The 24,275-nt window shown below is 57.9% G+C and carries 23 protein-coding genes and 4 tRNA genes; all 27 read right to left on the bottom strand.

Annotation, left to right across the window (positions count from 1 at the left end):
- Positions 1-9: 9 nt before the first annotated feature.
- Positions 10-342: a 50S ribosomal protein L22 gene (gene rplV / locus RR51_RS21240; RefSeq protein ID WP_003103908.1), complete on the bottom strand. Its 333-nt coding sequence runs from the start codon at positions 340-342 to the stop codon at positions 10-12.
- A gap of 11 nt (positions 343-353) precedes the next feature.
- Complete coding sequence (gene rpsS, locus RR51_RS21235; protein ID WP_003255482.1) at positions 354-629, bottom strand: 30S ribosomal protein S19; 276 nt, start codon at positions 627-629, stop codon at positions 354-356.
- A 16-nt stretch (positions 630-645) separates the two neighbouring features.
- A complete protein-coding gene (gene rplB / locus RR51_RS21230; protein ID WP_015268750.1) occupies positions 646-1,470 on the bottom strand; it encodes a 50S ribosomal protein L2 in 825 nt (274 codons plus the stop codon).
- Positions 1,471-1,484: 14 nt separating this feature from the next.
- Positions 1,485-1,784: a 50S ribosomal protein L23 gene (gene rplW / locus RR51_RS21225; protein ID WP_003255484.1), complete on the bottom strand. Its 300-nt coding sequence runs from the start codon at positions 1,782-1,784 to the stop codon at positions 1,485-1,487.
- Positions 1,781-2,383 (bottom strand): 50S ribosomal protein L4, encoded by a 603-nt coding sequence (gene rplD, locus RR51_RS21220; RefSeq protein ID WP_008089819.1) that lies wholly within the window; start codon positions 2,381-2,383, stop codon positions 1,781-1,783. The genes rplW and rplD overlap by 4 nt, the downstream gene beginning before the upstream one ends.
- Positions 2,384-2,395: 12 nt before the next feature.
- Positions 2,396-3,031 (bottom strand): 50S ribosomal protein L3, encoded by a 636-nt coding sequence (rplC, locus tag RR51_RS21215; RefSeq protein ID WP_003257089.1) that lies wholly within the window; start codon positions 3,029-3,031, stop codon positions 2,396-2,398.
- An 80-nt stretch (positions 3,032-3,111) separates the two neighbouring features.
- Positions 3,112-3,423, bottom strand: a complete 312-nt coding sequence (gene rpsJ, locus RR51_RS28700; protein WP_003186070.1) for a 30S ribosomal protein S10 — start codon at positions 3,421-3,423, stop codon at positions 3,112-3,114.
- 141 nt (positions 3,424-3,564) lie between these two features.
- Positions 3,565-4,758, bottom strand: coding sequence for an elongation factor Tu (gene tuf / locus RR51_RS21205; RefSeq protein WP_013970626.1), 1,194 nt, complete (start codon positions 4,756-4,758; stop codon positions 3,565-3,567).
- A 27-nt stretch (positions 4,759-4,785) separates the two neighbouring features.
- Complete coding sequence (gene fusA, locus RR51_RS21200) at positions 4,786-6,933, bottom strand: elongation factor G (protein ID WP_039614596.1); 2,148 nt, start codon at positions 6,931-6,933, stop codon at positions 4,786-4,788.
- Positions 6,934-6,963: 30 nt separating this feature from the next.
- Positions 6,964-7,434 (bottom strand): 30S ribosomal protein S7, encoded by a 471-nt coding sequence (gene rpsG / locus RR51_RS21195; protein WP_003246741.1) that lies wholly within the window; start codon positions 7,432-7,434, stop codon positions 6,964-6,966.
- A gap of 106 nt (positions 7,435-7,540) precedes the next feature.
- Entirely contained in the window at positions 7,541-7,912 is a 372-nt protein-coding gene (rpsL, locus tag RR51_RS21190; protein WP_003257088.1) for a 30S ribosomal protein S12, read from the bottom strand.
- 211 nt (positions 7,913-8,123) lie between these two features.
- Complete coding sequence (rpoC, locus tag RR51_RS21185; RefSeq protein WP_013970632.1) at positions 8,124-12,323, bottom strand: DNA-directed RNA polymerase subunit beta'; 4,200 nt, start codon at positions 12,321-12,323, stop codon at positions 8,124-8,126.
- 64 nt (positions 12,324-12,387) lie between these two features.
- Positions 12,388-16,461, bottom strand: coding sequence for a DNA-directed RNA polymerase subunit beta (gene rpoB / locus RR51_RS21180; RefSeq protein ID WP_013970631.1), 4,074 nt, complete (start codon positions 16,459-16,461; stop codon positions 12,388-12,390).
- Positions 16,462-16,681: 220 nt separating this feature from the next.
- Positions 16,682-17,053, bottom strand: a complete 372-nt coding sequence (rplL, locus tag RR51_RS21175) for a 50S ribosomal protein L7/L12 (protein WP_013970630.1) — start codon at positions 17,051-17,053, stop codon at positions 16,682-16,684.
- A 78-nt stretch (positions 17,054-17,131) separates the two neighbouring features.
- Positions 17,132-17,632 carry a 50S ribosomal protein L10 gene (gene rplJ, locus RR51_RS21170; protein WP_003257082.1) on the bottom strand — a complete coding sequence of 167 codons (501 nt, stop codon included), beginning with the start codon at positions 17,630-17,632 and terminating at the stop codon, positions 17,132-17,134.
- A gap of 197 nt (positions 17,633-17,829) precedes the next feature.
- Positions 17,830-18,525, bottom strand: coding sequence for a 50S ribosomal protein L1 (rplA, locus tag RR51_RS21165; RefSeq protein ID WP_013970629.1), 696 nt, complete (start codon positions 18,523-18,525; stop codon positions 17,830-17,832).
- On the bottom strand, positions 18,525-18,956 hold the full coding sequence (rplK, locus tag RR51_RS21160) for a 50S ribosomal protein L11 (RefSeq protein WP_003255500.1): 432 nt from the start codon (positions 18,954-18,956) through the stop codon (positions 18,525-18,527). Before rplK ends, rplA begins: the two co-directional genes overlap by 1 nt.
- Positions 18,957-19,075: 119 nt before the next feature.
- The gene (nusG, locus tag RR51_RS21155) at positions 19,076-19,609 is read right to left on the bottom strand and encodes a transcription termination/antitermination protein NusG (protein WP_003255501.1); all 534 of its coding nucleotides are present in this window, start codon (positions 19,607-19,609) and stop codon (positions 19,076-19,078) included.
- Positions 19,610-19,618: 9 nt separating this feature from the next.
- The gene (secE, locus tag RR51_RS21150) at positions 19,619-19,987 is read right to left on the bottom strand and encodes a preprotein translocase subunit SecE (protein WP_039614595.1); all 369 of its coding nucleotides are present in this window, start codon (positions 19,985-19,987) and stop codon (positions 19,619-19,621) included.
- A gap of 44 nt (positions 19,988-20,031) precedes the next feature.
- Positions 20,032-20,107, bottom strand: a tRNA-Trp gene (locus tag RR51_RS21145).
- Positions 20,108-20,161: 54 nt separating this feature from the next.
- Complete coding sequence (gene tuf, locus RR51_RS21140) at positions 20,162-21,355, bottom strand: elongation factor Tu (protein ID WP_013970626.1); 1,194 nt, start codon at positions 21,353-21,355, stop codon at positions 20,162-20,164.
- A gap of 78 nt (positions 21,356-21,433) precedes the next feature.
- Positions 21,434-21,509: transfer RNA gene (locus RR51_RS21135), tRNA-Thr, on the bottom strand.
- 29 nt (positions 21,510-21,538) lie between these two features.
- Positions 21,539-21,612, bottom strand: a tRNA-Gly gene (locus tag RR51_RS21130).
- 24 nt (positions 21,613-21,636) lie between these two features.
- Positions 21,637-21,720, bottom strand: a tRNA-Tyr gene (locus RR51_RS21125).
- A 152-nt stretch (positions 21,721-21,872) separates the two neighbouring features.
- The gene (locus tag RR51_RS21120; protein WP_039614594.1) at positions 21,873-22,298 is read right to left on the bottom strand and encodes a hypothetical protein; all 426 of its coding nucleotides are present in this window, start codon (positions 22,296-22,298) and stop codon (positions 21,873-21,875) included.
- Between the two features lie 7 nt (positions 22,299-22,305).
- Positions 22,306-23,055 carry a pantothenate kinase gene (locus tag RR51_RS21115; protein WP_039614593.1) on the bottom strand — a complete coding sequence of 250 codons (750 nt, stop codon included), beginning with the start codon at positions 23,053-23,055 and terminating at the stop codon, positions 22,306-22,308.
- A complete protein-coding gene (birA, locus tag RR51_RS21110) occupies positions 23,045-24,004 on the bottom strand; it encodes a bifunctional biotin--[acetyl-CoA-carboxylase] ligase/biotin operon repressor BirA (protein WP_003257078.1) in 960 nt (319 codons plus the stop codon). The genes RR51_RS21115 and birA overlap by 11 nt, the downstream gene beginning before the upstream one ends.
- Positions 24,005-24,275 lie beyond the last annotated feature (271 nt).

The following is a 24,275-nucleotide window of genomic DNA, read 5'->3' as shown; positions in this document are numbered from 1 at the left end:
TCGACTCCGTTACTTGTCCGCAACCTTGACAGTGATATGGCAAGACCGCTTGACGATGCGATCAGCACGGCCTTTGGCACGTGGCATGATGCGCTTCAGCGAACGCCCTTCGTTGACGAAGACGGTGGAGACCTTCAGGTCATCAACGTCTGCGCCTTCGTTGTGTTCGGCGTTGGCAACGGCCGACTCGAGGACTTTCTTCATGATTTCAGCGGCTTTTTTGCTGCTGAAGGCCAACAGGTTGAGCGCTTCGCCCACCTTCTTCCCGCGGATCTGGTCGGCGACCAAGCGGGCTTTCTGGGCGGAGATGCGAGCGCCCGACAACTTAGCGGCTACTTCCATTTCCTTACCCCTTAACGCTTGGCTTTCTTGTCAGCCACGTGCCCGCGATAGGTGCGGGTACCGGCGAACTCGCCCAGTTTGTGGCCGACCATGTCTTCGTTCACCAGAACTGGGACATGTTGACGACCGTTGTGTACCGCGATGGTCAGACCGACCATTTGTGGCAGGATCATCGAACGGCGCGACCAGGTTTTAACTGGCTTGCGATCGTTCTTCTCCACCGCCACTTCGACCTTCTTCAGCAGGTGAAGATCGATAAAAGGACCTTTTTTCAGAGAACGTGGCACTGTCGTATCCCTCTAGTTACTTGCGACGACGGACGATCATGTTGTCGGTACGCTTATTACCACGGGTCTTCGCACCCTTGGTTGGGAAGCCCCATGGCGATACCGGATGACGACCACCGGAGGTACGACCTTCACCACCACCATGTGGGTGGTCAACCGGGTTCATGGCAACACCACGAACGGTTGGGCGAACGCCGCGCCAGCGTTTGGCACCAGCTTTACCCAGCGAACGCAGGCTGTGCTCGGAGTTCGAGACTTCGCCCAGGGTCGCACGGCACTCAGCCAGTACTTTACGCATCTCACCGGAACGCAGACGCAGAGTCACGTAGACGCCTTCACGAGCGATCAGCTGAGCCGAAGCACCAGCGGAACGAGCGATCTGAGCACCTTTACCCGGCTTCAGTTCGATGCCGTGAATGGTGCTACCTACTGGGATATTGCGCAGCTGCAGGGAGTTACCGGCCTTGATTGGGGCCAGGGCACCTGCGATCAGCTGGTCACCAGCGCTCACGCCTTTAGGGGCGATGATGTAGCGACGCTCACCGTCTGCGTAGCACAGCAGGGCGATGTGAGCAGTACGGTTCGGGTCGTATTCGATACGCTCGACAGTGGCTGGGATGCCATCTTTGTCGTTGCGACGGAAGTCGACCAGACGGTAATGCTGCTTATGACCACCACCAACGTGACGAGTGGTGATGCGGCCATTGTTGTTACGACCACCAGACTTCGATTTTTTCTCGATCAGCGGTGCGTGAGGAGCGCCTTTGTGCAGCTCCTGGTTGACCACCTTGACCACGAAACGGCGGCCAGGGGAAGTCGGTTTGCATTTAACGATTGCCATGATGCACCCCTTCCTTACTCAGCACTGCTGCTGAAATCGAGATCTTGGCCTGGCTGAAGGGAGACGATCGCCTTCTTCCAGTCATTACGCTTGCCCAGACCACGTGCGGTACGCTTGGTTTTACCCAGAACGTTAACAGTCGACACGTTTTCAACTTTTACGTTGAACAGGCCTTCGACAGCTTTCTTGATTTCCAGCTTGGTTGCATCGGTAGCAACCTTGAATACGAACTGGCCTTTTTTCTCAGCCAGAACGGTAGCCTTCTCGGAAACGTGCGGGCCAAGGAGGACTTTGAATACGCGTTCCTGGTTCATCCCAGCAGCTCCTCGAATTTCTTCACGGCCGAGACAGTGATCAACACTTTCTCGTATGCGATCAGACTGACCGGGTCGGAACCTTGTACGTCACGTACATCGACGTGCGGCAGGTTGCGAGCAGCCAGGTACAGGTTCTGATCAACAGCGTCGGAAACGATCAGTACGTCGTTCAGACCCATGCCGTTCAGCTTGTTCAGCAGATCTTTGGTTTTCGGTGCTTCAACAGCGAAGTCCTGAACCACGACCAGACGGTCGCTACGCACCAGCTCAGCGAGGATGGAGCGCAGGGCTGCGCGGTACATCTTCTTGTTGAGCTTCTGCGAGTGATCTTGAGGGCGAGCTGCGAAGGTTACACCACCGCCACGCCAGATCGGACCACGAGTGGTACCAGCACGAGCACGGCCAGTACCCTTCTGACGCCATGGGCGCTTACCGCCACCAGCCACGTCGGAACGGGTCTTCTGCTGCTTGGTGCCCTGACGGCCGCCGGCCATGTAGGCCACGACTGCTTGGTGTACCAGCGTCTCGTTGAATTCGCCACCGAAAGTCAGTTCGGAAACTTCGATCGCCTGAGCGTCATTTACATTGAGTTGCATGTCAGTTTCCCCTTAACCGCGAGCCTTGACAGCTGGACGTACAACCACGTCGCCGCCAGTAGCGCCTGGAACGGCACCCTTGACCAGCAGCAGGTTGCGTTCAGCGTCTACGCGAACTACTTCCAGGGACTGAACAGTCACGCGCTCGGCGCCCATGTGACCGGACATTTTCTTGCCCTTGAACACACGACCAGGAGTCTGGCACTGGCCGATGGAACCTGGGACACGGTGCGACACGGAGTTACCGTGGGTGTTGTCCTGGCCACGGAAGTTCCAGCGCTTGATGGTACCGGCGAAGCCTTTACCTTTGGACTGACCAGTAACGTCTACCAGCTGGCCTGCAGTGAAGAGTTCAGCTTTGATCAGATCGCCAGCCTGGAAATCGCCTTCTTCAAGACGGAACTCCCAGACACCGCGACCAGCGGCAACGTTGGCCTTGGCGAAGTGGCCTGCCTGAGCGGCAGTCACGCGCGAAGCACGACGCTCGCCGACAGTGACTTGCACTGCACGGTAGCCATCGGTTTCTTCAGTTTTGAACTGGGTGACACGATTCGGCTCGATCTCGATGACCGTGACCGGAATGGAGACACCTTCTTCGGTGAAAATGCGGGTCATACCGCACTTGCGACCGATTACACCAATAGTCATGTTGTAAACCTCATGAGTGTACGGGGCTTTCACCCGCTATGGCCGCCCATTTCAGAGCGTTACACGACCAGACCGAAGTCTTAGCCGAGGCTGATCTGTACTTCCACACCTGCCGCCAGATCAAGCTTCATCAGCGCGTCAACGGTTTTATCCGTTGGCTGGACGATGTCCAGAACACGCTTATGAGTGCGGATCTCGTACTGGTCACGCGCGTCTTTGTTGACGTGCGGGGAGACCAGAACGGTGAAACGCTCTTTGCGGGTAGGCAGTGGAATTGGACCACGCACTTGTGCACCAGTACGTTTCGCGGTTTCCACGATTTCCTGGGTGGATTGGTCGATCAGGCGATGGTCGAAAGCCTTCAACCTGATACGGATTTGCTGATTTTGCATTGGATTTCAGACTCCAGGCTGTTCCCAACGGACGCACTACGCCCGCTAAAAGGAGGCGTGATTCTATAGACGCCCCAATTTAGTGTCAACCCAATAAAAAAAACCCCCGCTGAGCGGGGGTTTTTTCAATCGGTCGAGTGATTACTCGATGATTTTGGCTACGACGCCAGCGCCGACGGTACGACCGCCTTCACGGATAGCGAAGCGCAGACCGTCTTCCATTGCGATGGTCTTGATCAGAGTGACAGTCATCTGAATGTTGTCACCTGGCATTACCATTTCAACGCCTTCCGGCAGTTCGCAGTTACCGGTCACGTCAGTAGTACGGAAGTAGAACTGAGGACGGTAGCCTTTGAAGAACGGAGTGTGACGACCGCCTTCTTCCTTCGACAGAACGTAGACTTCTGCGGTGAACTTGGTGTGCGGCTTGACCGAACCTGGCTTGACCAGAACCTGGCCACGCTCAACGTCGTCACGCTTGGTACCACGCAGCAGAACGCCGCAGTTCTCGCCAGCACGGCCTTCATCCAGCAGCTTGCGGAACATCTCAACACCGGTGCAGGTGGTGGTGGTGGTGTCACGCAGACCAACGATTTCCAGCGGATCCTGAACGCGAACGATACCACGCTCGATACGACCGGTAACAACGGTACCACGACCCGAGATCGAGAATACGTCTTCGATCGGCATCAGGAACGGCTGGTCAACGGCACGAACTGGCTCAGGGATGTAGGCATCCAGAGTTTCTACCAGCTTCTTGACAGCGGTAGTACCCATTTCGTTGTCGTCTTTGCCTTCCAGGGCCATACGAGCCGAACCGATGATGATCGGGGTGTCGTCGCCTGGGAAGTCGTAGGTGGACAGCAGGTCGCGAACTTCCATCTCGACCAGCTCCAGCAGCTCGGCGTCGTCTACCAGGTCAGCCTTGTTCAGGAAGACCACGATGTAAGGTACGCCTACCTGACGGGACAGCAGGATGTGCTCACGGGTTTGTGGCATCGGACCATCGGCGGCCGAGCAAACCAGGATCGCGCCGTCCATCTGGGCAGCACCGGTGATCATGTTCTTCACGTAGTCAGCGTGACCTGGGCAGTCAACGTGAGCGTAGTGACGAATGTTCGAGTTGTACTCGACGTGAGCGGTGTTGATGGTGATACCGCGCGCTTTTTCTTCCGGAGCCGAGTCGATCTTGTCGAACTCAACGACTGCCGAACCGAAAACTTCGGAGCAGACGCGAGTCAGAGCTGCGGTCAGAGTGGTCTTACCGTGGTCAACGTGGCCGATGGTGCCGACGTTAACGTGGGGAAGGGAACGATCAAATTTTTCTTTAGCCACGACAGTGAACCTCTTGCCTAAAGGGGATTAGCCTTGTTTTTTAACGAGTGCTTCGACGATGTTCGACGGAGCTTCGGCGTATTTGGAGAATTCCATGGAGTAGCTTGCGCGACCCTGAGACATGGAACGAACGTCGGTTGCGTAACCGAACATTTCTCCGAGCGGAACTTCAGCGCGGACGACACGGCCAGAGACCGACTCATCCATACCCTGGACCAGACCACGACGACGGTTCAGGTCACCCATCACGTCACCCAGGTAGTCTTCCGGGGTTACAACTTCGACCTTCATGATCGGCTCGAGAACCACGCCACCGCCCTTCTGGGCCAGTTGCTTGGTTGCCATCGAAGCAGCGATCTTGAACGCCATTTCGTTGGAGTCGACGTCGTGGTACGAACCGTCGAATACCGCGGCCTTCAGGCCGATCAGAGGATAGCCGGCAACAACGCCGTTCTTCATCTGCTCTTCGATACCCTTCTGGATCGCAGGGATGTATTCCTTAGGAATCACACCACCAACGACTTCGTTGGCAAACACCAGACCTTCGGTGATGTTGCCCTTGTCGTCCTGATCCGGCTCCGAGAAACGGATCCAGCAGTGACCGAACTGACCACGACCGCCCGACTGACGAACGAACTTGCCTTCGATCTCGACGTTGGACTTGGTGATCTTCTCGCGGTACGAAACCTGCGGCTTGCCGATGTTGGCTTCGACGTTGAACTCGCGCTTCATGCGGTCAACGAGGATGTCCAGGTGCAGCTCACCCATACCGGAGATGATGGTCTGACCAGTTTCTTCGTCGGTCTTGACGCGGAACGACGGGTCTTCCTGGGCCAGCTTGCCCAGTGCGATACCCATCTTCTCCTGGTCAGCCTTGGTTTTCGGCTCTACGGAGAGCGAAATCACAGGCTCCGGGAAGTCCATACGTTCGAGGATGATCGGCTTGTCGGCGTTGCACAGGGTGTCACCAGTGGTGACGTCCTTCATGCCGATCAGAGCGGCGATATCGCCCGCACGCACTTCCTTGATCTCTTCACGCTGGTTGGCGTGCATCTGCACCATACGACCAACGCGCTCTTTCTTGCCCTTGACCGAGTTGATGACGGAGTCACCGGAGGTCAGGAAGCCCGAGTAAACGCGAACGAAGGTCAGAGTACCAACGAACGGGTCGGTGGCAATCTTGAACGCCAGAGCCGAGAACGGCTCATCGTCGTCAGCATGACGCTCGTCGTACTGCTCTGGGGTGACTTCATCCTTCGGCACTTCGGCCAGATCAGGGTGGATACCCTTGATCGCAGGAATTTCGGTCGGAGCAGGCAGGTAGTCGATAACGGCGTCGAGAACCAGGGGAACGCCCTTGTTCTTGAACGACGAACCGCAGACAGCCGGAACGATCTCGCTGGCCAGGGTGCGCGCGCGCAGGCCTGCCTTGATTTCTTCGACGGTCAGCTCACCTTCTTCAAGGTACTTGTTCATCAGCTCTTCGCTGGCTTCGGCGGCGGCTTCAACCATGTTGTGGCGCCATTCGTTAGCCAGGTCGACCATGTCCGCTGGAATTTCTTCTTCGCGGTAGGTGGTGCCCTTGTCGTCTTCGTTCCAGTAGATGGCTTTCATCTTGATCAGGTCGACCTGACCCTGGAAGTCGTCTTCTGCACCGATAGCCAGCTGGACCGGAACCGGGGTGTGACCCAGGCGGTTCTTGATCTGACCGACAACGCGCAGGAAGTTGGCACCAGCACGGTCCATCTTGTTCACGTAGACAACACGTGGAACGCCGTACTTGTTGGCCTGACGCCATACGGTTTCGGACTGCGGCTCAACGCCGGAGGTACCGCAGAACACAACGACCGCGCCGTCGAGTACACGCAGCGAACGCTCTACTTCAATGGTGAAGTCAACGTGGCCGGGGGTATCGATGACGTTTACGCGGTAGTTGTCGTACTGACCACGGGAACCTTTCCAGAAGGTGGTAACGGCAGCGGAGGTAATGGTGATACCGCGCTCCTGCTCCTGCACCATCCAGTCGGTGGTCGCGGCGCCGTCGTGCACCTCGCCCATTTTGTGGCTCAGACCTGTGTAGAACAGGATCCGCTCGGTAGTGGTAGTCTTGCCCGCGTCAACGTGGGCGCAGATACCGATGTTACGGTAGCGGTTAATTGCTGTAGTACGAGCCATAAAGCCCTCGCAAAATGATTGATGCTTGAATTAGAAGCGGTAGTGCGAGAACGCTTTGTTGGCCTCGGCCATACGGTGCACGTCTTCACGCTTCTTGACTGCAGCACCCTTGCCTTCAGCAGCATCCAGCAGTTCGCCGGCCAGGCGCAGGGCCATCGACTTCTCGCCGCGCTTGCGGGCGTAGTCTACGAGCCAGCGCATTGCCAGAGCGTTACGACGGGACGGACGAACTTCAACCGGAACCTGGTAAGTGGCACCGCCAACACGGCGGGACTTAACTTCGACCAGCGGAGCGATGGCGTCGAGAGCTTTCTCGAAGATTTCCAGGGGATCGCTGTTCTTGCGTGCTTTGACGGTATCCAGGGCACCGTAAACGATGCGCTCGGCTACGGCCTTCTTGCCGCTTTCCATCACGTGGTTCATGAACTTGGCGAGAATCTGGGATCCGTACTTCGGATCGTCAAGGATCTCACGTTTTGCTGCTACACGACGTCTTGGCATGATAAGCCCTCAAACGGTCTTCAGGTTAGCCCGGGACCAGGTCTTTCGACCCCTGCCCGACCTTACTCTTATCGACTCAAATAAATGGATGTCTGCAAACGGCCGATTACTTCGGACGCTTGGTACCGTACTTCGAACGACCCTGGTTACGGCCTTTAACGCCCGAAGTATCCAGAGAGCCGCGAACGGTGTGGTAACGAACACCTGGCAAGTCTTTTACACGGCCGCCACGGATCAGGACGACGCTGTGCTCTTGCAGGTTGTGGCCTTCACCACCGATGTACGAGGAAACCTCGAAACCGTTGGTCAGACGCACACGGCATACTTTACGCAGTGCCGAGTTAGGTTTTTTCGGCGTGGTGGTGTACACGCGGGTGCACACGCCACGACGCTGCGGGCAGTTCTGCAGCGCAGGTACGTCGGATTTCTCGACGGTACGCTTACGCGGCTGACGTACCAGCTGGTTGATAGTTGCCATCTACTAGCTCCACTGATTGTCTTGCGACGCTATTGTCTTGCAAGAAAGCCAAAAATTGGCGAGACGGAGCCTCACCAAATTTAAGGGTACAAAAGTCTAAAGAGGATCTTGCACCCAGTCAAGACGAGGCCCCGGCCCTCCCCGCCCGATCATCGGCAACATTTCATGTCGCCGCTGATCGCTCGGGGCTTGCCGGGGCCCTGCCCTGTACTTAGTTACCGCTGGAGTTCAGCGCTTCGGTCAGTGCGGCTTCTACCTCACTGGCGCTCACACGCAGCGGCTTGTCGGCATCACGGCGACGCTTACGCTCGCTGTGGTAGGCCAGACCAGTACCGGCCGGAATCAGACGACCCACGACCACGTTCTCTTTCAGGCCGCGCAGGTAGTCGCGCTTGCCGGTTACCGCCGCTTCGGTCAGTACGCGGGTGGTTTCCTGGAAGGAAGCCGCGGAGATGAACGACTCGGTCGACAGCGAGGCCTTGGTGATACCCAGCAGCACGCGGGAGAACTTGGAGATGAACTTGTCCTCGCTGGCGAGACGCTCGTTCTCTACCAGTACCTGGGTCAGTTCCATCTGGTCGCCCTTGATGAAGCTGGAGTCACCCGACTCGGTGATCTCGACCTTGCGCAGCATCTGACGCAGGATGGTCTCGATGTGCTTGTCGTTGATCTTAACGCCTTGCAGACGGTAAACGTCCTGGATCTCGTTGACGATGTACTTCGCCAGCGCACTCACACCCAGCAGACGCAGGATGTCGTGCGGATCGCTCGGGCCGTCGGAGATAACTTCGCCGCGGTTTACCTGTTCGCCTTCGAAGACGTTCAGGTGGCGCCACTTCGGAATCAGCTCTTCGTACGGATCGCTACCGTCGGTCGGGGTGATGACCAGACGACGCTTGCCCTTGGTCTCCTTGCCGAACGCGATGGTGCCGCTGACTTCAGCCAGAATCGAGGCCTCTTTCGGACGGCGCGCTTCGAACAGGTCGGCAACGCGCGGCAGACCACCGGTGATGTCACGGGTCTTCGACGTTTCTTGCGGGATACGCGCGATAACGTCACCAACACCGATCTGGGCACCGTCAGCCACGCCGACGAGGGCGTTGGCCGGCAGGAAGTACTGGGCAGGTACGTCGGTACCTGGCAGGTACAGATCCTTGCCAGAAGCGTCGACCATCTTGATAGCAGGACGGATTTCCTTGCCAGCGGCAGGGCGATCCTTGACGTCCAGTACTTCAATGTTGGTCAAACCCGTCAATTCGTCAGTCTGACGCTTGATGGTGATGCCTTCTTCCATGCCAACGAAGGTCACGGTACCTTTCAGTTCGGTAACGATCGGGTGGGTGTGCGGGTCCCACTTGGCGACGATAGCGCCAGCTTCGACCTTTTCACCTTCCTTGACCGAAATTACCGCACCATAAGGCAGCTTGTAGCGCTCACGCTCACGACCGAACTCGTCGGCAATGGCCAACTCGCCCGAACGCGATACGGCAACCAGGTTGCCATCGGCACGTTCTACCTGCTTCAGGTTGTGCAGACGCACCATACCGCCGTTCTTCACCTGGACGCTGTCGGCAGCCGAGGTACGGCTTGCAGCACCACCGATGTGGAACGTACGCATGGTCAGCTGGGTACCCGGCTCACCGATCGACTGCGCAGCGATAACGCCGACAGCTTCACCGATGTTCACCTGGTGACCGCGAGCCAGGTCACGACCGTAGCACTTGGCGCAGATGCCGTAGCGGGTTTCGCAGTTGATCGGCGAACGCACGACCACTTCGTCGATGCTGTTCAGCTCGATGAATTCGACCCACTTCTCGTCGACCAGGGTACCGGCCGGAACGATGACGTCCTCGGTGCCTGGCTTGAACACGTCACGGGCGATGACACGACCCAGCACACGCTCACCCAGCGGTTCTACAACGTCGCCGCCTTCGATGTGCGGGGTCATCAGCAGGCCCTGGTCGGTGCCGCAGTCGATCTCGGTAACAACCAGATCCTGGGCAACGTCTACCAGACGACGAGTCAGGTAACCGGAGTTGGCGGTCTTCAGTGCGGTATCCGCCAGACCCTTACGAGCACCGTGGGTCGAAATGAAGTACTGCAGAACGCTCAGACCTTCACGGAAGTTCGCAGTGATCGGCGTCTCGATGATGGAGCCGTCCGGCTTGGCCATCAGGCCACGCATACCGGCCAGCTGACGGATCTGGGCTGCGGAACCCCGCGCACCGGAGTCAGCCATCATGTACATCGAGTTGAAGGACTCTTGCTCGACTTCCTTGCCTTCGCGATCGATGACCTTCTCTTTCGAGAGGTTGGCCATCATCGCCTTGGACACTTCGTCGTTCGCCTTCGACCACAGGTCGATGACCTTGTTGTACTTCTCGCCCTGGGTTACCAGACCGGAGGCGTACTGGCTCTCGATTTCCTTCACTTCGTCGGTAGCGGTACCGATGATGCGTGCTTTCTCGTCCGGGATAACGAAGTCGTTAACACCGATCGAAACGCCGGAAATGGTCGAGTAAGCGAAACCGGTGTACATCAGCTGGTCAGCGAAGATAACGGTCTCTTTCAGACCAACCACGCGGTAGCACTGGTTGATCAGCTTGGAGATCGCCTTTTTCTTCATCGGCTGGTTGACCACGTCGTAAGGCAGGCCTGCCGGTACGACCTGGAACAGCAGCGCACGGCCGACGGTGGTGTCGACGATGCGGGTGTTCTTGACCACGGAGCCGTCACGCTCTTTCACGGTTTCGTTGATACGAACCTTGATTTTCGCGTGCAGGGCAGCCTCGCCGGCGCGGAATACGCGGTCGACTTCCTGCAGGTCGGCGAATACGCGACCTTCGCCCTTGGCGTTGATGGCTTCACGGGTCATGTAGTACAGACCCAGTACCACGTCCTGCGACGGAACGATGATTGGCTCACCGTTGGCTGGCGACAGGATGTTGTTGGTCGACATCATCAGCGCGCGCGCTTCGAGCTGGGCTTCCAGGGTCAGCGGCACGTGAACGGCCATCTGGTCACCGTCGAAGTCGGCGTTGTACGCGGCACAGACCAGCGGGTGCAGCTGAATAGCCTTGCCTTCGATCAGAACCGGTTCAAATGCCTGGATACCCAGACGGTGCAGGGTCGGTGCGCGGTTGAGCAGCACGGGGTGTTCGCGGATCACCTCGGCGAGCACGTCCCACACCTCTGGCAGCTCACGCTCGACCATCTTCTTGGCAGCCTTGATGGTGGTCGCCAGACCACGCATTTCCAGCTTGCCGAAAATGAACGGCTTGAACAGCTCGAGAGCCATCTTTTTCGGCAGACCGCACTGGTGCAGACGCAGGGTCGGGCCTACGGTAATTACCGAACGGCCGGAGTAGTCCACACGCTTACCGAGCAGGTTCTGACGGAAGCGACCTTGCTTACCTTTGATCATATCGGCCAGGGACTTCAGCGGACGCTTGTTCGAGCCAGTGATGGCGCGACCGCGACGGCCGTTGTCCAGCAGGGCGTCGACCGCCTCCTGCAGCATGCGCTTTTCGTTGCGCACGATGATGTCCGGCGCCGACAGATCCAGCAGGCGCTTCAGACGGTTGTTACGGTTGATCACCCGACGATACAGGTCGTTCAGGTCGGAGGTCGCGAAGCGGCCGCCATCCAGCGGTACCAGCGGACGCAGGTCCGGCGGCAGCACTGGCAGGACGGTCAGGACCATCCACTCAGGCAGGTTGCCCGAACCCTGGAACGCTTCCATCAGCTTCAGGCGCTTGGACAGCTTCTTGATCTTGGTTTCCGAGTTGGTCTGCGGAATCTCTTCGCGCAGGCGACCGATCTCGTGTTCCAGGTCGATAGCGTGCAGCAGTTCGCGGACAGCCTCGGCACCCATGCGGGCGTCGAAGTCATCACCGAACTCTTCCAGCGCTTCGAAGTACTGCTCGTCGTTCAGCAGCTGGCCTTTTTCCAGCGTGGTCATGCCCGGGTCGATAACGACGTAGCTCTCGAAGTAGAGCACGCGCTCGATGTCACGCAGGGTCATGTCCATCAGCAGGCCGATACGGGACGGCAGCGACTTCAGGAACCAGATGTGGGCAACCGGCGAGGCCAGTTCGATGTGCGCCATGCGCTCACGACGAACTTTTGCCAGGGCAACTTCAACGCCGCACTTCTCGCAGATCACGCCGCGGTGCTTGAGGCGCTTGTACTTGCCGCACAGGCACTCGTAGTCCTTGACTGGGCCAAAGATCTTGGCGCAGAACAGGCCGTCACGCTCAGGCTTGAACGTACGGTAGTTGATGGTTTCCGGCTTCTTAACTTCACCGAACGACCACGAACGGATCATTTCAGGCGACGCCAGACCGATGCGGATGGCGTCGAACTCTTCGACTTGACCCTGGTTTTTCAGCAAATTCAGTAGGTCTTTCAAGGCCTTTCCTCCTGGCGGAGCAGGGAGCGGGCATTACCTGCCCCACTCCCCTTCGCGTCACGTGTTATTCGGTTTCCAGATCGATATCGATACCGAGCGAACGGATCTCTTTGATCAACACGTTGAAGGACTCGGGCATGCCCGGCTCCATACGGTGATCGCCATCCACGATGTTCTTGTACATCTTGGTACGGCCGTTCACGTCGTCCGACTTCACTGTGAGCATTTCTTGCAGGGTGTATGCCGCGCCGTATGCTTCCAGCGCCCACACTTCCATCTCCCCGAAACGCTGACCACCGAACTGCGCCTTACCACCCAGCGGCTGCTGGGTAACCAGGCTGTAGGAACCAGTGGAACGCGCGTGCATCTTGTCGTCCACCAAGTGGTTCAGCTTGAGCATGTACATGTAACCAACGGTCACAGGACGCTCGAACTTGTTGCCGGTACGGCCATCGAACAGCACCATCTGGCCGCTCTCTGGCAGGTCGGCCAGCTTCAGCATGGCCTTGATCTCGCGCTCCTTGGCACCGTCGAAGACCGGGGTAGCCATCGGCACGCCCTTCTTCAGGTTGTGGGCCAGGGCCAGGATCTCTTCGTCGGTGAACTCGTCCAGGTTTTCCTGACGACCGCCAATCTCGTTGTAGACCTCGGTCAGGAACACGCGCAGTTCAGCGGCCTTGCGCTGCTCTTCGATCATGCGGTCGATCTTCTCGCCCAGACCCTTGGCCGCCAGGCCCAGGTGGGTTTCGAGGATCTGACCGACGTTCATACGCGAAGGTACACCCAGCGGGTTCAGTACGACATCGACCGGAGTACCGTTGGCGTCGTGCGGCATGTCTTCGACCGGCATGATTACCGAGACGACACCCTTGTTACCGTGACGACCGGCCATCTTGTCACCCGGCTGGATGCGACGGCGGATTGCCAGGTAAACCTTGACGATCTTCAGTACGCCCGGTGCCAGGTCATCACCCTGCTGCAGCTTGCGCTTCTTGTCTTCGAACTTGTCGTCCAGCAGACGGCGACGATCGACGATGTACTGCTGAGCCTTTTCCAGCTGCTCGTTCAGTGCATCTTCGGCCATGCGCAGTTTGAACCACTGCCCGTGCTCCAGACCATCCAGCACTTCGTCAGTGATCACGGTGCCCTTCTTCAGGCCCGCGCCACCGTCGACCACCTGGCCGTTCAGAGCAGAACGCAGACGCTCGAAGGTTGCACCTTCGACGATGCGGAACTCTTCGTTGAGGTCCTTGCGGATCTCGTCCAGCTGCATCTTCTCGATGGCCAGGGCGCGGCTGTCGCGCTCGACGCCATCACGGGTGAAGACCTGTACGTCGATGACGGTACCCTTGGTGCCGGTTGGCACGCGCAGGGAGGTGTCCTTAACGTCGCTGGCCTTCTCACCGAAGATTGCGCGCAGCAGTTTTTCTTCCGGAGTCAGCTGGGTTTCGCCTTTTGGCGTTACCTTGCCGACCAGGATGTCGCCAGCGCCGACTTCGGCACCCACGTAGACGATACCGGCTTCGTCCAGCTTGTTCAGTGCGGCTTCACCCACGTTCGGGATGTCCGCAGTGATTTCCTCTGGGCCAAGCTTGGTGTCACGCGCCACACAGGTCAGTTCCTGGATGTGGATGGTGGTGAAGCGATCTTCCTGAACCACACGCTCGGACAGGCAGATGGAGTCTTCGAAGTTGAAGCCGTTCCACGCCATGAACGCGATGCGCATGTTCTGACCCAGTGCCAGTTCACCCATGTCGGTGGACGGGCCGTCGGCCATGATGTCGCCACGCTGAACCTTGTCACCCTTGCTCACCAGCGGACGCTGGTTGATGCAGGTGTTCTGGTTCGAACGGGTGTACTTGGTCAGGTTGTAGATATCCACACCTGCTTCGCCGGTTTCAACTTCGTCGTCAGCAACGCGGACAACGATACGGCTGGCGTCGACCGAGTCGATCACGCCACCGCGGCGAGCAACCACGCAGACACCGGAGTCACGGGCAACGTTGCGCTCCATGCCGGTACCTACCAGCGGCTTGTCGGCGCGCAGGGTCGGTACAGCCTGACGCTGCATGTTGGAACCCATCAATGCACGGTTGGCGTCGTCGTGCTCGAGGAACGGAATCAGCGACGCAGCGACGGAAACAACCTGCTTCGGCGAAACGTCCATCAGGGTGACGTCTTCCGGCGCCTTGACGGTGAATTCGTTCAGGTGACGAACAGCTACCAGCTCATCGATCAGTTGCTTCTTCTCGTTCATCGCGGCCGAAGCCTGGGCGATGACGTGATCCGCTTCTTCAATGGCCGACAGGAACACGATGTCGTCGCTGACCACGCCTTCCTTCACCACGCGGTACGGGCTTTCCAGGAAGCCGTACTGGTTGGTGCGGGCATAGGCAGCCAGGGAGTTGATCAGGCCGATGTTCGGACCTTCAGGGGTCTCGATCGGGCACACACGGCCGTAGTGGGTCGGGTGTACGTCACGGACTTCGAAGCCGGCACGCTCACGGGTCAGACCACCTGGGCCGAGTGCGGAGACGCGGCGCTTGTGGGTAATCTCGGAGAGTGGGTTGTTCTGGTCCATGAACTGGGACAGCTGGCTGGAACCGAAGAACTCTTTCACCGCCGCCGCAACCGGCTTGGCGTTGATCAGGTCTTGCGGCATCAGGCCTTCGCTTTCCGCCATCGACAGGCGTTCCTTGACCGCGCGCTCGACACGCACCAGGCCAACGCGGAACTGGTTCTCGGCCATCTCGCCGACGCAACGTACACGACGGTTACCCAGGTGGTCGATGTCGTCGACGATGCCTTTGCCGTTACGGATGTCGACCAAGGTCTTCAGAACCTCGACGATATCTTCCTTGCTCAGCACGCCCGAACCTTCGATCTCGGTACGACCGATACGACGGTTGAACTTCATGCGGCCAACGGCGGACAGGTCGTAACGCTCGGCGCTGAAGAACAGGTTGTTGAACAGGGTCTCGGCAGCATCCTTGGTTGGCGGCTCGCCAGGACGCATCATGCGGTAGATCTCGACCAGGGCTTCCAGCTGGTTGCTGGTGGTGTCGATCTTCAGGGTGTCGGAGATGAACGGACCGCAATCGATGTCGTTGGTGTACAGGGTCTCGATACGGACAACCTGTGCCTTGGCGACCTTGATCAGCAGTTCGGTGGTCATCTCGGTGTTGCATTCGGCCAGGATCTCGCCGGTAGCCGGATGCACGATGGCCTTGGCGGTAGTGCGGCCCAGGACGTATTCCATAGGAACGTCCAGCTGCTTGACGCCGGCCTTCTCGAGCTGGTTGATGTGGCGCGCGGTAATACGGCGGCCCTGCTCGACGATGACTTTGCCGGTTTCGTCATGGATATCCATGACTGCAACCTCACCACGCAGACGCTGCGGTACCAGTTCCAGGCTGAGTTTCTCGCCGGAAATGTGGAACACGTTGGTGGTGTAGAAGGTGTTCAGCACTTCTTCAGTGCTGTAACCCAGGGCACGCAGCAGCACCGAGGCCGGCAGTTTGCGGCGACGGTCGATACGTACGAACACGCAGTCCTTCGGGTCGAACTCGAAGTCCAGCCAGGAGCCGCGGTAAGGGATGATGCGAGCGGAGTACAGCAGCTTGCCGGAGCTGTGAGTCTTGCCACGGTCGTGGTCGAAGAACACACCAGGCGAACGGTGCAGCTGGGAAACGATCACACGCTCGGTACCGTTGATAACGAAGGTACCGTTCTCAGTCATCAGGGGGATTTCACCCATGTAGACTTCTTGCTCTTTGATGTCCTTGATCGCTTTGTTCGACGATTCCTTGTCGAAGATGATCAGGCGCACCTTGACCCGCAGTGGGACCGCAAAGGTCACGCCACGCAGGACACATTCCTTCACATCGAAGGCGGGCTCGCCCAGGCGATAGCCTACGTACTCCAGGGCAGCATTGCCGGAGTAGCTGATGATCGGGAATACCGATTTGAAGGCCGCGTGCAGGCCGACGTCGCGGAACTGATCCTTGGATGCTCCCGCTTGCAGGAATTCGCGATACGAATCCAGCTGGATGGCCAGGAGGTAAGGCACATCCATGACGTCCGGCAACTTGCTAAAGTCCTTGCGGATACGTTTTTTCTCAGTGTATGAGTAAGCCATCAGCGTTCCCCAGCTTGGTCACCTGCTTGTTTGGCTTCTCCCGGCGGGAGCAGCCAGAAAATCGTGCAAACCCCTTGGTTTGCGCCACCCACATGGGTGTCTTGCAGCTTGTTATCGGGGCCGGCCTGACCGGCCACCAATAACGGAAAAAGGCCGGTGGCATAAGCCACCAGCCATCAGCCCTTCGCTCAACGCTCGGACTGGAGTCGCAAGGTCGAGATTACTTCAGCTCGACTTTAGCGCCAGCTTCTTCCAGCTTCTTCTTCGCGTCTTCAGCGGCTTCTTTCGAAACGCCTTCAGCGATAACCTGAGGAGCGCCGTCGACTTTCTCTTTGGCTTCTTTCAGGCCCAGACCGGTCAGTTCACGAACGGCCTTGATCACGTTTACTTTCTTGTCGCCAGCTTCGGTCAGAACGACGTTGAACTCGGTCTGCTCTTCAACAGCGGCAGCAGCGCCAGCAGCTGGGCCAGCAGCAACAGCGGCAGCAGCGGTAACGCCGAAGGTTTCTTCCATCGCTTTGATCAGTTCAACAATTTCCAGAACAGTTTTCTGGCCGATCGCTTCGATGATTTGTTCGTTAGTCAGAGACATGACTTAAATCCTGTATTGGGGTGACAGCCTACGCAGCCATCAAATTAAACGTATGATTTTGAAAGAGTTGCGCGTGCCTTAGGCAGCAGCAGCTTCTTTCTGGTCGCGCAGAGCTGCCAGGGTACGAGCCAGCTTGCTGGTTGCACCTTGGATTACGCTCATCAGCTGTGCGATAGCCTCGTCGCGAGTTGGCAGGGTTGCCAGCACGTCGATCTGGTTAGCGGCAAGGAACTTGCCGTCGAACGCAGCTGCCTTGATCTCGAACTTGTCCTGACCCTTGGCGAACTCTTTGAACAGACGAGCAGCAGCGCCCGGGTGTTCGTTGGAGAAAGCAATCAGGGTCGGGCCTTTGAACGCGTCGTTGAGGATCGAGAATTCGGTGCCTTCAACAGCGCGCTTCAGCAGGGTGTTACGTACGACACGTACGTATACGCCAGCTTCGCGGGCCTCTTTACGGAGTCCGGTCATTGCGCCTACAGTCACACCACGGGCATCAGCCACGACAGCGGACAGAGCGACTTTGGCAGCCTCGTTGACTTCAGCGACGATGGCCTTCTTGTCTTCGAGTTTAATTGCCACGGGTTTACTCCTGGTTTTTACCGTTTCATCTGGCCGAAGCCGGATGTCGTTTTGGTGTCTGATTCGGTAACGAATCGGGAGCACCATCTGCGTGGGCTGGTATTTTAAGGCTTGCGCCGCCTACGGTCTTGGATAGCCCCCGCCAGGCAGGGACCCCAATTTTTGCTGGTGGCGCGACAGGTCGCGCCACCATGTTCTTACACGTTCAGCGAGCTCTGATCGATGACCAGACCTGGGCCCATGGTGGTGCTCAGGGTAACGCGCTTGACGTAGATACCTTTCGAGGAAGCTGGCTTGATACGCTTCAGATCAGCGATCAGGGCTTCAACGTTTTCCTTCAGCTTGCCAGCTTCGAAGCCGACCTTGCCAACGGAGGTGTGGATGATACCGTTCTTGTCGGTACGGTAGCGAACCTGACCAGCCTTGGCGTTCTTGACGGCGCCGGCTACGTCTGGGGTCACGGTACCAACTTTCGGGTTAGGCATCAGGCCGCGAGGACCCAGAACCTGACCCAGTTGACCTACAACGCGCATGGCATCAGGCGATGCGATGACGACGTCATAGTTCAGGTCGCCGCCTTTCATTTCGGCAGCCAGATCGTCCATACCTACGCGGTCAGCGCCGGCAGCCAGAGCGGCTTCAGCAGCTGGACCCTGGGTGAAGACAGCAACGCGAACGGTCTTGCCAGTGCCGTGTGGCAGCACGGTAGCGCTACGTACGACCTGGTCGGATTTACGCGGGTCAACACCAAGGTTAACGGCGATGTCGTAGGACTCTACGAACTTGGCAGCCGGCAGCGAAGCCAGCAGAGTGGCCGCTTCTTCGAAGTTGTAGGCCTTGCCTGCTTCGATTTTCTCGGCGATTGCCTTTTGGCGTTTGGTCAGCTTAGCCATTACACACCCTCCACGTTCAGGCCCATGCTGCGGGCAGAGCCAGCGATGGTGCGTACAGCAGCGTCCAGGTCAGCGGCAGTCAGATCAGCCTGTTTAGCTTTGGCGATGTCTTCCAGCTGAGCACGGGTAACGGTACCGACTTTAACGGTGTTCGGGCGAGCCGAACCACTGGTCAGGCCAGCAGCTTTCTTCAGCAGAACCGAGGCAGGGGTGCTCTTGGTCTCGAAGGTGAAGCTACGGTCGCTGTAGACAGTGATGATCACAGGAGTCGGCAGGCCGGCTTCTTGACCCTGGGTACGGGCGTTGAAGGCCTTGCAGAATTCCATGATGTTCACACCGTGTTGACCCAGTGCTGGACCAACGGGTGGGCTTGGGTTGGCCTGGCCGGCCTTAACTTGCAGCTTGATGTAAGCCTGAATCTTCTTAGCCATGAGCTACTCCAAAATCGGGTACGAACGCCTGTTGGCTCCCCGGATGACTTGCGTTTTATCCCAGTGACGACAAAACCCCGCAGCACACAGGGCTGCGGGGTATGGGATGCTTCGTCCGCCTAGACCTTTTCGACCTGGCTGAACTCGAGCTCCACCGGAGTAGAGCGACCGAAAATGAGCACCGCTACCTGCAGGCGACTCTTTTCGTAGTTAACCTCTTCGACACTACCATTGAAGTCAGCGAACGGACCGTCAATGACTCGAACCACTTCACCCGGCTCGAACAGCGTCTTCGGCTTCGGCTTGTCGCTACCGTCGGCAACGCGACGCAGGATAGCCTCCGCTTCTTTATCGGTGATCGGCGCAGGCTTGTCTGCGGTGCCACCAATAAAGCCCATCACACGAGGGGTATCCTTGACCAAGTGCCAAGTCCCTTCGTTCATCTCCATCTGGACCAGTACATAGCCAGGGAAGAATTTACGCTCACTCTTGCGCTTCTGGCCGTTGCGCATTTCGACGACTTCTTCGGTCGGGACCAGGATCTCGCCGAAACCGTCTTCCATGCCAGCCAGCTTGACGCGCTCGATCAGGGAGCGCATTACATGCTTCTCGTAACCCGAGTAAGCATGCACAACATACCAACGCTTAGCCACGGGACACCTTTAGCCAACGATCAAGGAGACCGCCCAGCCGAGCAGGGAATCAAGACCCCACAACAGCAGTGCCATAACCAGCACGACAGCCACGACAATCAGCGTGGTCTGGGTGGTTTCCTGGCGGGTCGGCCACACGACTTTACGAATCTCGGTACGAGCTTCCTTCGCCAGCGCAAAGAACGACCTGCCCTTCGCAGTCTGCAGAGCTACAAAGCCCGCGACAGCAGCCAGGACGAGAAGTGCAAGGACGCGATACAGAATCGGGGAGGCGGAGTAATACTGGTTACCCACTACACCAACAACCACCAAAGCCACTACAGCCAGCCACTTGAACAGATCAAAACGCGATTCTTGGGCTTCAGTTTTGGGAGTCATCGAGGAGGATCCTGTGAGAAGAAAGCCATCACACCGAGGTGAAATGGCAGGTCAGGAGGGAATCGAACCCCCAACCTACGGTTTTGGAGACCGTCGCTCTGCCAATTGAGCTACTGACCTGTAACGCTGTATCAGGCCGGCCATTATACCGGCCTGATCAAGTAAATCAACTACTTATTCAATAATTTTTGCTACGACGCCGGCGCCGACGGTACGACCGCCTTCACGGATAGCGAAGCGCAGACCGTCTTCCATTGCGATGGTCTTGATCAGGGTGACAGTCATCTGAATGTTGTCACCTGGCATTACCATTTCAACGCCTTCCGGCAGTTCGCAGTTACCGGTCACGTCAGTGGTACGGAAGTAGAACTGAGGACGGTAGCCTTTGAAGAACGGAGTGTGACGGCCGCCTTCTTCCTTCGACAGAACGTAGACTTCTGCGGTGAACTTGGTGTGCGGCTTGACCGAACCTGGCTTGACCAGAACCTGGCCACGCTCAACGTCGTCACGCTTGGTACCACGCAGCAGAACGCCGCAGTTCTCGCCAGCACGGCCTTCGTCCAGCAGCTTGCGGAACATCTCAACACCGGTGCAGGTGGTGGTGGTGGTGTCACGCAGACCAACGATTTCCAGCGGATCCTGAACGCGGACGATACCACGCTCGATACGACCGGTAACAACGGTACCACGACCCGAGATCGAGAATACGTCTTCGATCGGCATCAGGAACGGCTGGTCAACGGCACGAACTGGCTCAGGGATGTAGGCATCCAGAGTTTCTACCAGCTTCTTGACAGCGGTAGTACCCATTTCGTTGTCGTCTTTGCCTTCCAGGGCCATACGAGCCGAACCGATGATGATCGGGGTGTCGTCGCCTGGGAAGTCGTAGGTGGACAGCAGGTCGCGAACTTCCATCTCGACCAGCTCCAGCAGCTCGGCGTCGTCTACCAGGTCAGCCTTGTTCAGGAAGACCACGATGTAAGGTACGCCTACCTGACGGGACAGCAGGATGTGCTCACGGGTTTGTGGCATCGGACCATCGGCGGCCGAGCAAACCAGGATCGCGCCGTCCATCTGGGCAGCACCGGTGATCATGTTCTTCACGTAGTCAGCGTGACCTGGGCAGTCAACGTGAGCGTAGTGACGAATGTTCGAGTTGTACTCGACGTGAGCGGTGTTGATGGTGATACCGCGCGCTTTTTCTTCCGGAGCCGAGTCGATCTTGTCGAACTCAACGACTGCCGAACCGAAAACTTCGGAGCAGACGCGAGTCAGAGCTGCGGTCAGAGTGGTCTTACCGTGGTCAACGTGGCCGATAGTGCCGACGTTAACGTGGGGAAGGGAACGATCAAACTTTTCCTTAGCCATCGATACAATCCTCCGCAGAAGAAATAGTCTTGCGCTGATAAAACAAAGGCAGATATTTTCATATCTGCCTTGTTTATATGGAGCTCTTGAGCGGACTTGAACCGCTGACCTCACCCTTACCAAGGGTGTGCTCTACCAACTGAGCTACAAGAGCGAAACATTTTGTGCAAAATCCAGCAAACTTGGAGCGGGTAGCGGGAATCGAACCCGCATCATCAGCTTGGAAGGCTGAGGTTCTACCACTAAACTATACCCGCGGAGCTTGCGGCTCTCGCTAAAACTGGTGGAGGGAGAAGGATTCGAACCTTCGAAGCTCTCGCAACGGATTTACAGTCCGTCCCCTTTGACCGCTCGGGAATCCCTCCAGATGTGGCCAGCATTCTATTTGTCTGCCGTCCTAGTGTCAAGCTTTTTTTCAAATTTTTTCAATCAAATCTGAAACTTAGCTACTTTGACACTGCTTCCAGTTCTGCCACCTGAGTGGTGTTCCCTGTGAAGCGGGCGCCATTCTATCAAGCTATTCGCCAGTTGCAATACCCTGGCAGAAAATAATTTTGTGTTTTAAGTCTTTGAAATCGTTGGAAAGAGTTGCAAGGACGGTTTGGTCCAGCAAACGCTCGCTTTCCGGGGCAACCTTGAGCCAACGACCGTCCGCCCCTGGCAGCTGCCCCACCACCGGCAGCGTGGAAATATCCAAGGTCACCAGGCGCTGACGCAGCGCATCGAGCTGACCCTGCCCCATCACACCACCGACCACCAGGCACTCATCCCGGCGCTTGGGCGGCGCCGACACCCCTGTTTCGCGCAACAAGCGGATTTCTTGCTGATTGCCCTTGTACAGCGACAAGGGCGCGACTTCCTTGACCTTCAGCGGGGCTTCCTGCTGGTGCCACACGTAATAGAAGACGTTAAGCACCAGTAACAGCAGAAACAACCAACGCATAGGCACCTCAATCCAATGGGCAGGCCATGGCCAGGCCTACGAAAACCAGGTCAGGCACGACACGCGCCTGGGGGACGGCCTCCCTTACCAGCGGCGCATCACCTCCTGTGAGAAACACTGTGAAATCCTGCCCCCACAACGCACGCGCCTGTTCGAGCTGGGTACGCGCAAAACCCTGAAGCATCAACACGCAACCGCGCTCGACCGCCTCGACCGTCGAACGGCCCGGCTCCAGACTGGCCAACGCCCGCTCTGCGGAGGCATCGTCATAACGGATACGCCGGGTGTGCGTACGCAACTGGCTACGCATCAATGGCATCCCCGGGCAGATGTAGCCACCCAGATGCTCGCCATCCGCCGCAACGAAATCCGCTTTTGCAGCGGTCCCCAGATCAATGACCAGGCAGGCACCCCTGGCCAAGTGAAAGGCTCCCAGCACCGCCAACCAACGGTCCATGCCCAGGCGCTGGTAGTCGTCATAGCCATTGCGCACACCCGCCATTTCCCGGGCCGGGTGCGCCACCCGAGCTTGCACGGCAAACGCCTGGGCAATCAGCGCGCAAAGCGCATCTGTTTCCTCCTCACTGCGCACACTGACAATGCGGCAACCGCTGAGACGCACCGAAGCCAGTGCAGCCACTTCGGCCACCAGCGCCTGATCGGAGTCGACGATACCGCCGCTTTCAATCACTGCATCAGCGACATGGATTACCCGCCACTTGATGAAGCTGTTACCGCAATCGAGCTCAAGAATCATCACGCAACCTCAAACTGAGCTCACCACCACTGAAGCTCTTCTCCACCCCGTCCACCTCAAGGCGTAAACCGCCCTGCCCATCGACGCCAAGAACCACGCCATCAATACGCGTGCTACCGGCAACCAGAGAAACCTTGCGCCCCTGCCAGAGGTGCGCCTGCTCCCATTCTTCCTGGAATGCGGCAAACCCATAGCGACGATGCCGTGCCAATTCGTGCTGCAACTGCTGACTGAGCAACGCTACCAGCCGGTTACGGTCTATTGCCGCACCTATTTCGCGACGCATCGAGGTCCACATCTGGTCGACCTGATCGTTGGTCTGCATGTTCACATTGATGCCAATACCCAGTACCACATGACAAACATCTGCCGGGTCGCCCACTAACTCCAGGAGGATACCGGTGATCTTTTGCCCGCGAACGAGGACATCGTTGGGCCATTTGAGCCCCACATCCTTTACGCCAAAAGCCTGCAGGGTACGCATTACCGCCAATCCAACCACCAGGCTCAAGCCCTCGAGCTGGCGCATGCCACCATCCACGCGGAGAACCAGGCTGTAATAGAGGTTTTCGGCAAACGGGCTGACCCACTGCCGACCGCGCCGACCACGGCCGGCGCTCTGGCGCTCGGCCAGGACCAGGAATGGAGCGATCTGCCCTTCCCCGGCGAGCCGCAAGCCTTCGGCATTGGTCGAGTCGATGGTTTCGTGGATGAAAACGGGCCACTGCTCGCCGTCGGCAAACCCGGCAATCGCTTGTGCATCGAGCAAAGCCAGTGGCGCCGCCAGCTGATAGCCGCGCCCACGAACCTTGTGAATGGTGAGGTTCAGTTCGCTCTCCAGGTGCTGCAGCTGCTTCCAAACGGCGCTGCGACTTACCCCGAGGGCCGACCCCAGAGCTTCTCCGGAATGGAACCGACCATCCTTGAGGAGATTCAACAACTTCAGCATGCCAGTCTCGACTTGGAATAAGGCAGGCATGATAGCTATGGGCTGTTGGCTTGCATAGGAAAAGGGCTGCCGGCGGCAGCGAACGGCCGCTCCCACAGGGATCGCGCAAGCCTGAAGAATGCCATCAGGCTGATGTGATCGGTGTGGGAGCGGGCGAGTCGAGGCGTCGAACCGCCGCGAAACAGACGACGCGGTGTATGGCACCGGCTATGCCGGTGTTCGCGGGTGAACCCGCTCCCACAGGGACTGCGTATGCCCAGGAATATTTTCG

Source organism: Pseudomonas sp. C5pp, assembly GCF_000814065.1.
Taxonomy (GTDB): domain Bacteria; phylum Pseudomonadota; class Gammaproteobacteria; order Pseudomonadales; family Pseudomonadaceae; genus Aquipseudomonas; species Aquipseudomonas asiatica.
Note: the sequence above shows the minus strand (reverse complement) of the source record. Positions and strands in the feature narration are given on the sequence as shown.